Origin of the sequence: Brooklawnia sp., from assembly GCF_032229645.1 — a bacterium.
GTDB lineage: Bacteria > Actinomycetota > Actinomycetes > Propionibacteriales > Propionibacteriaceae > Brooklawnia.
In genome coordinates, this window is record NZ_JAVTWX010000126.1 from 15194 (window position 1) to 28954 (window position 13761).

The following is a 13761-nucleotide window of genomic DNA, read 5'->3' on the forward strand; positions in this document are numbered from 1 at the left end:
CGGTGTTTCCGGGGCCCCGCCGTTGGTTGATTCCGCTGACGTATCAAGCCCGCTGAACAGCTCCGCAGACCTCGGCGGCCTTGGCAACCGCAGCCTCGCGAGCGACCGCGGCCTCGGCCTCGGTCAACGTCCGATCGGGGGCCCGGAAACCGAGCGCGAAAGCGAGCGACTTCTTGCCGTCACCGGCCTGGCTTCCGGTGAAGATGTCGAACAGCCGAATCGACTCCAACAACTCCCCTGCCCCATCCACCAGCGCTTGGCGCACCTCATCGGCGGGCTGATCTAGGTCCACGATCAAGGCGACATCCTGCTTGGTCAGCGGATAGGACGACAGCGGTGCAATCTCGCCGCCGCGCGGGGCCGCAGCGATCAGCCGATCGAGATCCAGCTCAACCGCGCAGGCCCGCTCCGGCAAGCCGTAGGCCTTGATCACCGAGGGATGCAGTTCTCCGGCATGCCCGAGCACGACGAACTCTTCGGCGGCCCGGATGCCGAGTTCGGCGCAGCGTCCCGGATGCCAGACAGCGTTGGTGCCGGCGCGGCGAACCAATTTCAGCCCCAGCGCAGCGGCCGCTGTCTCGGCGAAGTAGACGGCATGCGTCCAGTCGGCCTTCACTGCCGGACGCTGCCAGCTCGCCGGCAACCAGTTGCCGGTGAGCACGGCCGCCAGCATCCGAGGCTGATCGGGCAGATTACCGGTGACGGCCTCGATCGCAGCCTCGCTGGGACGCTGGCGGACGTCGGGGATCGGTGCGGCAGGCGCGTCGTTCTGCCAGAAGACCGAGCCGCACTCGAAGAGCGCGAGATCGTCTTGTGACCGCGAAGTGTTGCGGGTGACAGCGCCGAACAGGCCCGGCAACAGCGTGGTGCGCAGATACGGCTGCGTGTCGGCCAGCGGATTGGCCAGCCGCACCACAGCGCGACGCTGATCGTCGGTAGCCAGCCCGAGCTTGTTGAGTTCGGCGGTGCTGATGAATGGCAGTGTTATCAGCTCGGCGAAACCCGCCTCGGCGGCCGCGGCCAGCACAGCGCGCCGCGAACGCTGCTCGAAGCTCAGCCCACGTCCGGCGGTGGCTCTGGGCACCTGGGGGGTGATCAGTTCCAAGCCGAGCTTTCGTCCGACCTCTTCGACATAGTCGTAGGGATCGACCAGGTCGCCACGCCAGGTCGGCGGCACCAATGTGAGCCGGCAATCGGCCTGCTCGGTGACCTCGACGCAGGACGCCGTCAGCACATCGATTGTTTGCTGAGTGCTGATCTCGGCGCCCAGGATCGTGGCGGGCAGATCCGCCCGTATCCGCTGAACCGGCATCGCGGCGACCTCGCCGGTCACCGTAAAGGCATCCGACAGCACGCCACCGCCCAATTCGACCATCAACCGCGCCGCGGTCCTGGCGGCGGCAGGCGGCAATGCCGGATCGACGCCGCGTGCGAAACGAGCGGATGCCTCCGACGGCAACTTGTGCCGACGGAAGGTTCGCCCGATCGTGGCCGGATCGAAGTGAGCCGCTTCCAGCACGATGTTGCGGGTGGACGCGGTGAGTTCGGTGGTCTGGCCGCCCATCACACCGGCCAGACCGATCGGGCCGGAGTCGTCGGTGATCAGCAAGTCCTCGGACGATAGCGTGCGGTCGACGTCATCGAGGGTGACCAGGCGCTCGCCTTCGGTCGCCTGCCGGACGACGATGGTGCCCTGCAGTGCGTCCGCGTCGTAGGCGTGCAACGGCTGCCCGGATTCGAGCATCACGTAATTGGTGATGTCGACGGCCAGGCGAATGGAACGCATCCCGGCGGCAGTCAACCGGTGCGACATCCACAGTGGGGTGGCTGCCTGAGGATCCAGCCCGGTGATGGTCAACGCGCTGAACAGCGAACAGCCGGGCGAGTCCAGCCGGACCGGGTACCCGCCACCGGTCTGCTCGAACGCGATAGGGGCGTACGGATCGGTGAAATCCACACCGAAGGCCTGCGCCGTTTCTCGTGCGATGCCACGCATGCCCAGGCAGTGCCCGGAATCGGGGGTGACGTCGATCTCCAACACTTCGTCGCGCGCCTGCAGCAGTTTCATGGCATCGGCTCCTAGCGTGACCGGCGCGCCGTCAATCTGCTCGGGAAGTACCAGAATGCCGGTGTGGTCTTCGCCGATACCGAGCTCATCGACCGCGCAGATCATGCCGTCGGAGATGTGACCGTAGGTCTTGCGGGCCGAGATCTCGAATCCGCCGGGCAGTACCGCCCCGGGCAGCGCAACCACAACGGCGTCACCGGCGGCGAAGTTGTGCGCACCGCAGATGATGCCGCGCGGCCCCTCGCCGACATCAACCTGGCACCAGCGGATGATCTTGCCGTTCTTCTGGGGCTCATCGACGAATTCGAGGACGCGTCCGACGACGACCGGGCCGGTGATATCGGCACCGGTAGCCTCAATGCGCTCGACCTGCAGGCCGACACGGGTCAGCGCGTCGGCGATCTGCTGGGTGGTGGTAGCGGGCGGCAGCGCGACCAGTTCGCGCAGCCAAGACATCGGGACCCTCATCGGGCGCCTCCTTGCAGTGAACGGGGGAACCGGATGTCGCCTTCGACGAAGTCGCGCAGATCGGCCGCGTTGTTGCGGAACATGACCGTGCGGTCGACGCCCATCCCGAACGCGAAACCCGAATAGAGATCGGTATCGATGCCCGCCGCCGCCAGGACGCGGGGATTGACCACTCCGCAGCCACCCCATTCGATCCAGCCCTCGGACTTGCAGGTGCGACAGGGCCGATCGGGATTGCCGACCGATTCGCCGTGGCACACGAAGCACTCGAGATCCATCTCGGCGCTCGGCTCGGTGAACGGGAAGTAATGCGGACGAAGCCTGGTGCGGACATCGCCGAACATGGCATGAGCGAGATGATCGAGGGTGCCCTTGAGATGGCCCATCGTGACGCCTTTGTCCACCACCAGACCTTCGAGCTGATGGAAGACGGGCAGATGGGTCGCGTCGTACTCGTCCGCACGATAGACCTTGCCGGGACTGACGATGTAAACGGGCACGTCATGACTGAGCAGGGTGCGCATCTGCACCGGGCTGGTCTGGGTGCGCAGCAGCTTGTGATCGGACGCCGGCTCGACGAAGAGCGTGTCGGACAGCCCACGGGCGGGATGATCGGGGCCGATATTGAGTGAATCGAAGTTGAGCCATTCCGATTCCAGCTCCGGGCCCTCGGCAACCTCCCAGCCCATCGCGACGAAGACATCGCACATGTCGTTGATCAGCGCAGTGATCGGGTGCAGCGCACCTGCGGGATGCAGCTCCACCGGCAGCGTCACATCGAGGCGCTCGGCCCGCAACGCAGCCTCCAGTTCGGCGGTGTTCAACTCGGCTTGCCTGGCCGCGAGCGCCGCGTTCACCGAACCACGGGCCTGCCCGACGAGCTGGCCGGCGTGTTTGCGCTGGCCGGGTTCGAGCTTGCCGATGGCGCGGTTCGCCAAGGCCAGCGGCGACTTCTCGCCGGCGTGATCGATGCGCACCTGCTTGAGTTCTGCGGTGCTGCCGGCAGCGGCGACGGCCGCGAGCGCGACTTCAACCAAGCTCATTACCTGGCTGATATCGAGCGGATTCGGATCCTGCTCTGCGGATTCTGAGGTCATGGCTCCCCTCGGTTTCTTGGCTTTCAGACACCGGCCGGCGGGCACGCGCAAAGCGCGCAGGCTTGCCGCGGTCGATTTGTTAGACCCCTCGCCGCCAGAACGCTCGGCAAGATCGTGATGATCGGTGATTGAAGTGCAGGCCTAGACCTGCGCAGTAAACGTCGCGTCCCCAGCAACCCGGCTGGCTCCGCGGAAAATCGCACCGACGATAGACATGGCGTCATGATAGCCCATGGCGTTGCGCGCTGGCTGACGCGTACAGGCAGACCGCCGCGGCCGTCGATAGGTTCAAGCTCTCCGCCCGGCCCCACATCGGGATCGAGACGATCTCGTCGACCAATTCGATGACCTCGTCGGGCAGGCCCCAGGCCTCATTGCCCAGCACCCATGCTGTTGGACGAGCCAGTTGCGTGTTCGCGATCTCGTCGAGGTTTCGGCCTCCGGCATCCGCGGCGAAGACCTGCATGCCGTGCTCACGCGCCCAGCCGATCGCCTGGGCCGCATCGGGACCGCTGATAACCGGGAGATGGAAGATGCTGCCCACCGAGGCGCGCACTGTCTTGGGGTTGGTGCGTTCGACCGATCCGTGGGTGAGGATCACGCCGTCCGCCCCGAAAGCGTCCGCGCACCTGATCACGGTTCCGGCATTACCCGGATCGCGGACCTCGGCGCAGATGACCATCAGCTGCGGGTCGACCCGCAGATCCTCCAGCCGGGCGGGGGTGTCGCGTACCACAGCGAACAGCCCCTGGGTGGTGACGGTATCGGCGAGCTGAGCGGTCTCGTTGGCGTCGGCTTGAACAACCGGCAGACCGCCGGCAAGGGCGAGTATCTCGCGATGCCGACTGGGGTCGTCCACGATGATCAGCGTGATCTCATCGTCGCCACCGAGCGCCTCCCTGACCGCCTGGGCGCCTTCGACGAGGAACTCCCCTGCCGCCTGACGTCCCTTGCGTTGATGCAGACGGCGGGCCGAACGCACCTGCGCCTTGGATATCGGCGCGAGGGCGTCGGGCCCGCCGTTGATGTCGGTCACTACCTCAGGCAGCAGGCTGCTGAGTAGACTGGGCGGTCTTCACCAGCGCGGCGAAGGTCGCCGGATCGTTCACGGCCAGCTCGGCGAGAATCTTGCGATCGACCTCGACGCCTGCGGCCTTCAGACCCGCGATGAAACGGTTGTAGGTCATGCCGTTCTCCCGGCAAGCGGCGTTGATTCGCTGGATCCACAGGCTGCGGAAATCGCCCTTCTTGGCGCGACGGTCGCGGAAGGCGTAGACGCCGGAGTGCAGCGTCTGCTCCTTGGCCTTGCGGTAGAGCCGTGACCGCTGACCACGGTAACCGGACGCCTGCTCCAAGACTTCGCGGCGCTTCTTCTGTGCATTGACTGCCCGCTTGACGCGTGCCATTTCGTACTCCTTGAAAAGTGGTTCGGGTAGGGAACGGCGTCAGCCGCGCTTCGACTTCGGCTTATAGCCACCGATCAGCTTGCGGACCTTCTTGGCGTCACCGGTCTCGAGGACACCGTCCACGTTGAGCCGGCGGGTGCGCTTCGACGGCTTGTGCTCGTTCAGGTGGCCCTTGCCCGCACGCTTGTGCGTCAGCTTGCCGCTACCGGTTACCTTGAACCGCTTCTTGGCACCGGAGTGCGTCTTCATCTTCGGCATGGTGCCGCTCCATTCTCTCGATCGTCTCGGCGCAGGATGCCGCACCGGGGCAGAGTCTCGTCCGACTCCCTGGGGTTTAAGGAAGGAGGTCGGGGTCCATGTTGTCGGCCGGACCCTTCTTCTTCTTCGATTGGCTCGTCGCCTTCGCGCGCAGCTCGGCCTCAACACGCCTGTTCTCTTCGGCCGCTTCCTGGCGTTCGGCCATCCGCTTTTCACGCTGGACGGCTTCGGCAGCCTTGGCCTCGCTCTTCTTGCGGGTGGGAGCCAGCACCATGTGCATATTGCGCCCCTCCAGCCTGGGAGCCTGCTCCACCACACCGTCTTCGGCCACGTCGGCAGCCAACTGCCTGAGCAGGTTGACACCCAGTTCGGGACGAGACTGTTCGCGGCCGCGGAACATGATGGTGATCTTCACCTTGTCGCCGGCCTTGAGAAAGCGCACGACGTGACCCTTCTTGGTCTCGTAGTCGTGTTCGTCGATCTTGGGACGCAGCTTCATCTCTTTGATGACGGTGTTCGCCTGGTTGCGGCGCGACTCACGGGCCTTCTGAGCGTTCTCGTACTTGAACTTGCCGTAGTCCATGAGCTTGGCCACCGGCGGACGAGCACTCGGTGCGACTTCGACGAGGTCCAGATCGTGCTCCCGGGCAAGCTGCAGTGCCTGCTCGATCCGCACGATACCTACCTGCTCGCCCTGTGGGCCGACCAGGCGCACTTCGGGCACCCGGATCCGCTCATTGATACGGAATTCGTTGCTGATGACTGTCCTCCAATGTCGTTGGTCTGGCTGATCGGTTCTGGTCGTCCGGCGACGGCCACGAAAAAGGCCTCCGCGAACGCGAAGGCCTGACGGTGAGCGGCTTGGCGCCCTGGACGTGTCGCGCCCCGAGCCCCCCGGGAGATTCTCTTCCCGGCGCTGCGGTACCGACCCAGGACCACCAGATTGCGATCATGGGTGGAGGGTCAGGCCCTCACTTTGTTGGATCCGGTCTGCACGAGACCGATCAGCGTGTTGAATTCTAACGCAGTCTCGTGTCTGCGCCCAAACCGGCCTCGGCCGTGTCAGGCTTTCCCCATGAACGACTCAACGATCATCGTGCTGGTCAGCGTGGCTGTGGGAGTGCTCGCAGCTGTCTGGACGGTGTTGAAGTGGAATGCGCGCCGCAGCGTGAACTTCCTATTGCGCGGTACAGGAATCATCTTGATCGTCGTGGGCGCGGGGCTGGTCGGCCTCACCGGGCAGATCATCGACTGGCTGCGTCACCTGACCCAGCTGACCACCACGATCTCGGTCGGCATCGCGCTGGCCGTGCTCGGCCTGGTCGCCTGGTTCATCGGCGGCGCAATCAAGGTGCCGACCAAGGATGAAGCCAAGCTGCGCGAATATGAACGTCAAACCAAGCAACGCGAGAATGACGCGAAGCTCGCAGCGAAGGCCCAGCGCCAGGAGTCCAAGGCCAAGCGGGGCGTTGCTGCTGCGCCGATGCCCGATCCGTCCACCGCATCCGGCACGTCGAAGAATGCCGTACCGGATGGTGAGGTGGACAACATCTTGCACAAGCACGGCATCGAATGACCCGAATGCCCACCGGCGGCGTGCGCGGTGGGCATTCGTTTGCATCCAGATCCGACTAGAGCCGGCAGGCCGACAGTTCGCTCACCAGGATCCCGCGGGCACCGAGATCGTGCAGATGGTCCATCAGCAACTGGTGGCCCTTGGCCGGCACCATCACCCGGACCGCGACCCAACCCTGCTTCGCCAGCGGCGAGATGGTCGGGCTCTCCAGACCGGGGGTCAGCGCCGACGCCGCATCGACTCGCTCGGCGGGAATGTCGTAATCCATCAGCACGTAGTCTCGGGCGACGATGACACCCGAGAGTCGCTGCTTCAGGTGCCCCAAAGCGAGTGGGTCGATCTTGCCGCGGGCCTGCGGGCGCTGCACCAAGATTCCCTCGCTGAGCAGAATCGGGTCTCCGAACAGCTCCAGCCCGGCCTTGCGCAGGGTGGTTCCGGTTTCGACCACATCGGCGATGGCATCGGCGACGCCGAGCCGAATGGACGACTCCACTGCCCCGTCCAAATGGATGAGCCGGGCGCTGACGCCATGGCCTTCGAGGTAGCTGCCCAGCAGCCCGGGATAGCTGGTCGCGATGCGCTGGCCATTGAGGGCCTCCAGTGTCAGGCTGCCGCCGGCGGGGGCCGCGAAACGGAACTTTGAGGCGCCAAAACCGAGCGCCATGATCTCCTCGGCGTTAGCCCCGGAGTCGAGCAGCATGTCGCGTCCGGTGATGCCCAGATCGAGAGTTCCCTCACCCACGTAGACCGCGATATCGCGCGGGCGCAGGTAGTAGAACTCAACGTTGTTGAGCTCGTCGATCAGAACGAGGTCTTTGGTGTCGCTGCGCTGCCGGTAGCCGGCCTTGCTCAACATGGCGGCGGCGGCTTCCGAGAGGGCGCCCTTGTTGGGCACGGCGATTCTCAGCATTTCTGGCACGTCGGTTCTTCCTTGCCGTTCGGACGTCGTGAAACGAGCGTCACAGGTAGCGGTAGATGTCTTCGGGGGTGAGCCCGAGCTTCACCATCATCGTCTGAACGTGGTAGATGAGCTGGCTCATCTCCTCGGCGGCCTCGTCCAGGCTCTGATACTCGGAGGCCATCCACACCTCGGCTGCCTCTTCCACGATCTTCTTACCGATCGCATGGACGCCTGCGTCCAGCCGTTCCACGGTACCCGAACCCTCGGGGCGGGTAGCGGCGATCTCGGTCAGCTGGGCGTACAGGTCCTCGAAAGTCTTGCTCACGTCCGCCAAGCCTAGTGCAGTCGTCATACCGCCCGAACAGCCTGCTTGATTTCGGCCACCATTCCCGGACGCACGGATAGCTCGTCCACGCCCAAACCGATCAGGGCTGCGGTGACCGCGGGGTCACTCGCCAGATCACCACAGACCGCCATCGGTAGCCCCGGCAGCGCAGCCCGAGTCATCCGGATCAGCTCAAGCACCGCCGGCGAATCCTGCCTGGCCAGTTCGCGAACCGCGCCATTGGTGCGATCGGCTGCCTGGGTGTACTGGCTGAGATCGTTGGTGCCGATGCTGATGAAATCCACCAGGGAGGCAAACTCCGCAGCCCGCAGTGCCGCTGCCGGAACCTCCACCATCACGCCGACCGGTACCCGATCCACGCCCAGGTCAGTTCGGACCGACTCGATCTGCTCCCTGGCCCAGATCATCTCGTCCGGATCGGTGACCATCGGAATCATCAGCTGCAACTCGATCTGCTGAGCGGCCAGCAACGCAGCCTTGATCTGATCGCGGAAGATCTGCGGCACCCGGCGCATCATGCGGATACCGCGCTCCCCCAGTGCTGGGTTGTCTTCGCGCTGGTTGGGCATGAAGGCCAGCGGCTTGTCGCCCGAGGGATCCCAGGTGCGAATGGTGATCGGTCCGCCGATAGCCTGGCCGAGCCGTACGAAGACCTCGGTTTGCATCTCGACGCTCGGCGCAGCGAGATCCTTGGCGAAGATGTTCTCGGTGCGCACAACCCCGCTGCCGTCGGCTCCTTGCTGGGCGGCCGCCTGAGCATCGTCGACCGAGCCGACGTTGGCCTCGACCTTGATCGTCTTTCCGCTGCGAGTTATCGCGGGTTCATGGGAATGCAGCTGGGCGCGTCGTGCGGAGGCCGTGCGTTCGGCGTTGCGGCGCTCCAAGTCTTCGCGCAACAGATCATCGGGGTGCGGCCAGAATTCCCGGGTCACCGGATCGAACGCCACGACCTGATCGTTGACCACCTCGCCGACCTGCGCGCACCCGGTCAGCACCGGAATACCGCGGGCCTGAGCGGCCAACATGCCGTGCCCGCTGGATCCCCCCGCGATGGTTATCACGCCCATACACAGCCTTGGATCGAGCCGCATCGCCGTGGCCGCGTCCAACTCCTCCAGCACCCAGATACGGGGTTCGTCCGGAGTCTCCTGCTCCAGTCGGTGCCCGAGCAACGCCAGCAGCAGCATCCGTCGCAGGCTGCGCACATCTTGACCACGTTCCCGCAGGTAGCTGTCGGTGAACTTGTCGAACGAACGGGCCATGCCGGTCAACTGGTCGTCCACCGCATCCACAGCGCTGAAGCCCGCCGTGATGCGCCCGACCACGCCGTGCTGCAATTCGCGGTCGGCCAGCATCATCCGCTGAGCTTCCAGAATGCCGGGCACAGCTTCTCCGTCGGAAATGATCTCGGCCAGGAATTCGTCCACCTCTGCGACGGCCCCGTTGAAACGTGCGAGTTCGTCCTTGGGTGTCAACGGACGATATTCGCCGACCGGTGGACGCATGCCGACACGGCTCGCCGGCGCAAGAACCGCACGGCGCTCGGCAGCGGCCGGCATCTCCCCGAAGGCGCGCACCGCTGCGGCCCGTCCGTTGGGCCCGCCGGCCTCGGACGGCCGGGCAGCACGCGGTCGGAGATCTTCTCCGAAATTCTGTGAGGCGAGCCCGGCCAGCACATCCCGGGCGGCCTCCGCGTCCGGCCCCGAGATTCGCGCCTCGAGGATCTGTCCGCAACCGACTTCAAGCCCTGCGATGCTGGACAGGCTGTCGGCGAGCGCCGGGCCCCTGCCCGTGGTCGCATTGCTGAAGGCAATCTCGGCGTCCAGGCCGCGCAACGAGGTGACGATCATGGCGGCCGGTCGTACGTGGATACCGTGCCGATTGCGCACCGTCACCCGCCAGACCACGCGGCGGTTGGAGGTCGGCGGCTTGGCCGGGGTCCGAACGATTTGCAGCGGGCCTGTCGTGTCGCCACCGCCGGACAGATGCGCGGTCTTGGCATCCAACGCGCGCCGTGCTTCTTGGTCGACCTCGGCCAAAGACGCTCCACCGGCAGCGCTCACCACCGCAGACAGCAGACCCTCCACCAAAGGGGCCGGACTGATCAGTACCCGTTCGGCGACGCCCGGATCGAGGAATTCGATCGCCAACTCGGTGCTGAGCAGCGCACTACCCAGGTCGAGCAGCACCAAGACACCCTCGGGTGAATCGACCGAAGCAATGGCCAGCGCGATGGTCGCGGCATCGGTACCCAGACTCCCGTCGTCCATCCCGGCTGCAACGGCCACCTTGGGCTCGTCTGCGGGAACCATCTGCTTTGCCAGCGCCGCCGCGGCATCGGCCAGCGGACGGCTGTGGGAGACAACGACGATTCCGATCACGCCAGCGTCCTCGCTGCGGCCGCGAGCATCAATGCACTACTGGTGGCGCCGGGATCAGCGACGCCGGCACTGCGTTGGCCCAGATATGACGCGCGTCCCTTGCGCGCCACCATCGGAATGGTCGCGTCGCGGCCGGTGGCAGCGGCCTCAGCTGCCGCCTGCCAGGGATGCTCTGGCTCGGCCTCGAAAGCATTCACCGCAGGAATCAGGGCATCCAGCATCGTCTTGTCGCCGGCCGCCGCCTTGCCGCGATCGATCACGCCTTGGACACCGGCTCGTAGCGCGGTCGACCATCCCGCCTGATCGATGGTGCCGTCAGCTGGCAAGGCGCCGGCCAGCCTGAGTAGAAAGGTCCCGTAGAGCGGGCCGGAGGCGCCACCCACCGTGCTGATCAGCGTCATCGCGGCCTTCTTCGCAAAGCTGCGTGCATCGGCGAAGTCGGCAGGATCAAGCCCGGCGACCGCCTTGGTGCCGCGGACCATGTTGGCGCCATGGTCCGCGTCGCCGATCTGACGATCGAGGTCGGTCAGCAGTGCCTCGTTTGTGGCAATGTCGGCTGCAAAATCGCGCAGCCAACCCGCGAGGACCTGTGGGGACAGCTCCATCGTGGTCACCACCGCAACCCGGTGGTCGAGACCGGGGCATCCCAATACCCGAGGATCTCGTCGTCGGCTTTCACCAGGCTGATCGAAGCGCCGGCCATCTCGAGCGAGGTGACATAATTCCCGACGATATTGCGGGCGATCTGCACGCCTCGGGCCGACAACAAGTCACTCACCTCGGCGTACAGCCCGTAGAGCTCGATGAGCGGAGTACCGCCCATGCCGTTGCAGATCACGATGACCGGGGAACCGGTGAAGTCGAGATCGTCCAGGATCGGGTCGACCAGGCGTGCGGCCAGCTCACGCACCGGAGCGATCTTCTCGCGGCTGCGTCCGGGCTCGCCGTGGATGCCGATGCCGAGCTCGATCTCATCGTCGGCCAGGTCGAAGGTCGGCCGTCCGGCCGCGGGCACCGTGCAGGACGTCAACGCCAGACCCATGGAGCGTGCCGCATCGGCGGTGCGCTGGGCCAGCGCGGTGACCTCGGCCAGGCTGCGACCCGCCTCGGCCGCTGCGCCTGCGACCTTCTCCACTGCGACCGTGCCGCCGACACCGCGACGGCCTGCCGTGAAGAGAGAGTCGGTGACCGCGACGTCGTCGGCGACGGTGACGCTCGCCACCTCGATGCCGTCCGCGGCAGCCAACTCGCCCGCCATTTCGAAGTTCATCACATCGCCGGTGTAATTCTTCACGATCAGTAAGGTGCCGACACCAGAGTCTGCGGCCTGCACCGCGGCCAGGACTTGATCGGGAGTCGGGGAAGTGAAGACCTCACCGGCCACGGCCACATCGAGCATGCCTGGACCGACGAAGCCACCATGCAAGGGCTCATGTCCGGACCCGCCACCGGAGATGACGGCCACCTTGCCGGACCTGGGAGCATCGGCACGGATGATCAGCTTGTTGGCATGATCCACCTTCAGCGTCCCGGGATGTGCAGCCTCGATACCGCGCAATGCATCAGCAACGACAGTGCCAGGATCGTTGATTAACTTCTTCATGGCACTAGTCAACCACCGAGCACGGCTATCAGGAGCGCCAAGAGGCATTAGAGGGCGGCGTCTAACATTAAGGAACCATGCAGGAGGTTTCATGACCGATCCCCAGCCGTCACACCAGGCCGAGGTCCCAACGCCGGAGCGCTCAACTGATGAGCCCCGGCGTCCCGTCCGTTCTCAGGCGCCTTCAGGGCCGCCACCGCTCGACTCACCGCGCCCTTGGCGCACCGAGGGATTACCGAAGGAATCCAAGGGCAGCGGCGATAAGAAGGGGCCGAAGAAGTCACGAGTCTGGCAATTCTGGGTTATCGCCGGACTGGCGTTACTGGCCGTGTGGGGGCTGCTCACCTGGCAGGATGCCAGCAATGCCCCGCCGACCATCGCCTACACCGAGTTCATCTCGCAGGTCGAGGCCGGCAACGTCAAAGAGATCTACGCGCAGGGTGACACCATCCAGGGCAAGCTGAACAACGAAGCACCGCTACCCGACAATGGCGATGACAGCAACAAGGACAGCAGCTATACGCAGTTCACGACCGAGCGGCCGACGTTTGCACAAGACAATCTCCTGGCCGACCTGCAGACCAACGGAGCGGTGGTGCGAGCGACCCCGGTCGTCGAACAGCGCGGCGCGGTCGCCAATCTGGTCTCCTCGCTGGTGCTTTGGGGCTTGTTGATCGGTGTATCGATCTGGGCCTTCCGGCGGATAGCCAAGAGCGGCGGCGGTCTCGGCGGCTTCGGAATGCAACGCGAGGTAAAGCCCATCGAGAAGACTGCGGTGCGGGTGAACTTCTCCGATGTCGCGGGCATCGACGAGGTCAAAGAACAAGTGGACGAGATCGTCGACTTCCTTAAGAGCCCCGACAAGTACCGTCGGGTGGGCGCGCGCGCGCCACGCGGAGTGCTCTTGGAAGGTCAGCCCGGCACCGGCAAGACGCTGCTGGCACGAGCAACCGCAGGCGAGGCCGATGTGCCGTTCTTCAGCGCTTCGGCCAGCGAGTTCATCGAGATGATCGTCGGCGTCGGTGCCCAGCGTGTCCGACAGCTCTTCGACGAGGCCAAGAAGGTCGCCCCCGCGATCGTCTTCATCGACGAGATCGACGCAATCGGACGCGCCCGCGGCTCCAGCCGGGCGTCCGGGAGCAACGACGAGCGTGAGCAGACACTGAACCAGATCCTCACCGAGATGGACGGTTTCGACGGCACCGAGGGCGTGGTCGTGATGGCCGCGACCAACCGATCCGACGTGCTTGACCCTGCCCTGACCAGGCCGGGCCGCTTCGATCGGGTGATCACCGTCAGCGCACCCGACCAAATCGGCCGGGAGAAGATCTTGAAGGTGCATACCCGAGAGATCCCGCTGGCAGCCGACGTCAATCTCAAGGCGCTCGCTCAAACCACGCCAGGTGCCACCGGCGCGGATCTGGCCAACCTGGCCAACGAGGCGGCGCTGCGGGCTGCCCGGCGCAATGACACCCTGGTCTATCAGACCGACTTCACCAACGCACTCGAGCAGATTCAACTCGGTGTGGCCCGAAGCGTGCTCATCCCCGACGATGAGAAACGCCGTACTGCATATCACGAGGGCGGTCACGCGCTTCTCGGGATGCTGCAGAAGGGTGCCGACCCGGTCCGCAAGGTATCGATCATTCCGCGCGGC

At 65.3% G+C, this 13761-nt stretch carries 13 protein-coding genes and 1 pseudogene; 2 read left to right on the forward strand and 12 right to left on the reverse strand.

The window, feature by feature from the left end:
• Positions 1-43: 43 nt before the first annotated feature.
• The 6 genes from pheT to infC all read right to left on the reverse strand — a co-directional run bounded on the left by pheT (position 44) and on the right by infC (position 6057).
• Positions 44-2536, reverse strand: a complete 2493-nt coding sequence (gene pheT, locus AAFP05_RS09900; protein ID WP_341729700.1) for a phenylalanine--tRNA ligase subunit beta — start codon at positions 2534-2536, stop codon at positions 44-46.
• On the reverse strand, positions 2533-3633 hold the full coding sequence (gene pheS / locus AAFP05_RS09905; protein WP_341729701.1) for a phenylalanine--tRNA ligase subunit alpha: 1101 nt from the start codon (positions 3631-3633) through the stop codon (positions 2533-2535). Before pheS ends, pheT begins: the two co-directional genes overlap by 4 nt.
• A gap of 220 nt (positions 3634-3853) precedes the next feature.
• The gene (locus AAFP05_RS09910) at positions 3854-4660 is read right to left on the reverse strand and encodes an RNA methyltransferase (protein WP_341729710.1); all 807 of its coding nucleotides are present in this window, start codon (positions 4658-4660) and stop codon (positions 3854-3856) included.
• Positions 4661-4673: 13 nt separating this feature from the next.
• Entirely contained in the window at positions 4674-5039 is a 366-nt protein-coding gene (gene rplT, locus AAFP05_RS09915) for a 50S ribosomal protein L20 (protein WP_341729702.1), read from the reverse strand.
• A 39-nt stretch (positions 5040-5078) separates the two neighbouring features.
• Entirely contained in the window at positions 5079-5297 is a 219-nt protein-coding gene (gene rpmI / locus AAFP05_RS09920; protein ID WP_341729703.1) for a 50S ribosomal protein L35, read from the reverse strand.
• A gap of 76 nt (positions 5298-5373) precedes the next feature.
• Positions 5374-6057: a translation initiation factor IF-3 gene (infC, locus tag AAFP05_RS09925; RefSeq protein ID WP_341729711.1), complete on the reverse strand. Its 684-nt coding sequence runs from the start codon at positions 6055-6057 to the stop codon at positions 5374-5376.
• Positions 6058-6372: 315 nt separating this feature from the next.
• Between infC and AAFP05_RS09930 the strand changes: the two genes are divergently transcribed.
• Entirely contained in the window at positions 6373-6873 is a 501-nt protein-coding gene (locus AAFP05_RS09930) for a hypothetical protein (protein WP_341729704.1), read from the forward strand.
• Between the two features lie 55 nt (positions 6874-6928).
• Here AAFP05_RS09930 and hisG read toward each other — a convergent pair whose 3' ends face one another.
• From hisG to dhaK, 6 genes and pseudogenes are all read right to left on the reverse strand, one after another.
• On the reverse strand, positions 6929-7792 hold the full coding sequence (gene hisG / locus AAFP05_RS09935; protein WP_341729705.1) for an ATP phosphoribosyltransferase: 864 nt from the start codon (positions 7790-7792) through the stop codon (positions 6929-6931).
• 40 nt (positions 7793-7832) lie between these two features.
• Positions 7833-8099: a phosphoribosyl-ATP diphosphatase gene (locus AAFP05_RS09940; RefSeq protein WP_341729706.1), complete on the reverse strand. Its 267-nt coding sequence runs from the start codon at positions 8097-8099 to the stop codon at positions 7833-7835.
• A gap of 23 nt (positions 8100-8122) precedes the next feature.
• A complete protein-coding gene (locus tag AAFP05_RS09945) occupies positions 8123-10027 on the reverse strand; it encodes a putative PEP-binding protein (protein ID WP_341729712.1) in 1905 nt (634 codons plus the stop codon).
• Between the two features lie 72 nt (positions 10028-10099).
• Positions 10100-10534 (reverse strand): annotated as a pseudogene (dhaM, locus tag AAFP05_RS09950) (dihydroxyacetone kinase phosphoryl donor subunit DhaM); the annotation flags it as partial.
• Positions 10498-11106 carry a dihydroxyacetone kinase subunit DhaL gene (dhaL, locus tag AAFP05_RS09955; RefSeq protein WP_341729707.1) on the reverse strand — a complete coding sequence of 203 codons (609 nt, stop codon included), beginning with the start codon at positions 11104-11106 and terminating at the stop codon, positions 10498-10500. The pseudogene dhaM and the gene dhaL, both read right to left, overlap by 37 nt.
• A gap of 5 nt (positions 11107-11111) precedes the next feature.
• A complete protein-coding gene (dhaK, locus tag AAFP05_RS09960) occupies positions 11112-12104 on the reverse strand; it encodes a dihydroxyacetone kinase subunit DhaK (protein WP_341729708.1) in 993 nt (330 codons plus the stop codon).
• 91 nt (positions 12105-12195) lie between these two features.
• Between dhaK and AAFP05_RS09965 the strand changes: the two genes are divergently transcribed.
• The coding region (locus tag AAFP05_RS09965; protein ID WP_341729709.1) for an ATP-dependent metallopeptidase FtsH/Yme1/Tma family protein at positions 12196-13761 on the forward strand (1566 nt) is incomplete at its 3' end.

What these genes read in the sequence shown, in the direction of transcription:
- pheT (WP_341729700.1), bottom strand. Translation starts at nt 2,536, where the DNA reads ATGAGGGTCCCGATGTCTTGGCTGCGCGAACTGGTCGCGCTGCCGCCC.
- pheS (WP_341729701.1), bottom strand. Translation starts at nt 3,633, where the DNA reads ATGACCTCAGAATCCGCAGAGCAGGATCCGAATCCGCTCGATATCAGC.
- rplT (WP_341729702.1), bottom strand. Translation starts at nt 5,039, where the DNA reads ATGGCACGCGTCAAGCGGGCAGTCAATGCACAGAAGAAGCGCCGCGAA.
- rpmI (WP_341729703.1), bottom strand. Translation starts at nt 5,297, where the DNA reads ATGCCGAAGATGAAGACGCACTCCGGTGCCAAGAAGCGGTTCAAGGTA.
- AAFP05_RS09930 (WP_341729704.1), top strand. Translation starts at nt 6,373, where the DNA reads ATGAACGACTCAACGATCATCGTGCTGGTCAGCGTGGCTGTGGGAGTG.
- dhaL (WP_341729707.1), bottom strand. Translation starts at nt 11,106, where the DNA reads ATGGAGCTGTCCCCACAGGTCCTCGCGGGTTGGCTGCGCGATTTTGCA.
- dhaK (WP_341729708.1), bottom strand. Translation starts at nt 12,104, where the DNA reads ATGAAGAAGTTAATCAACGATCCTGGCACTGTCGTTGCTGATGCATTG.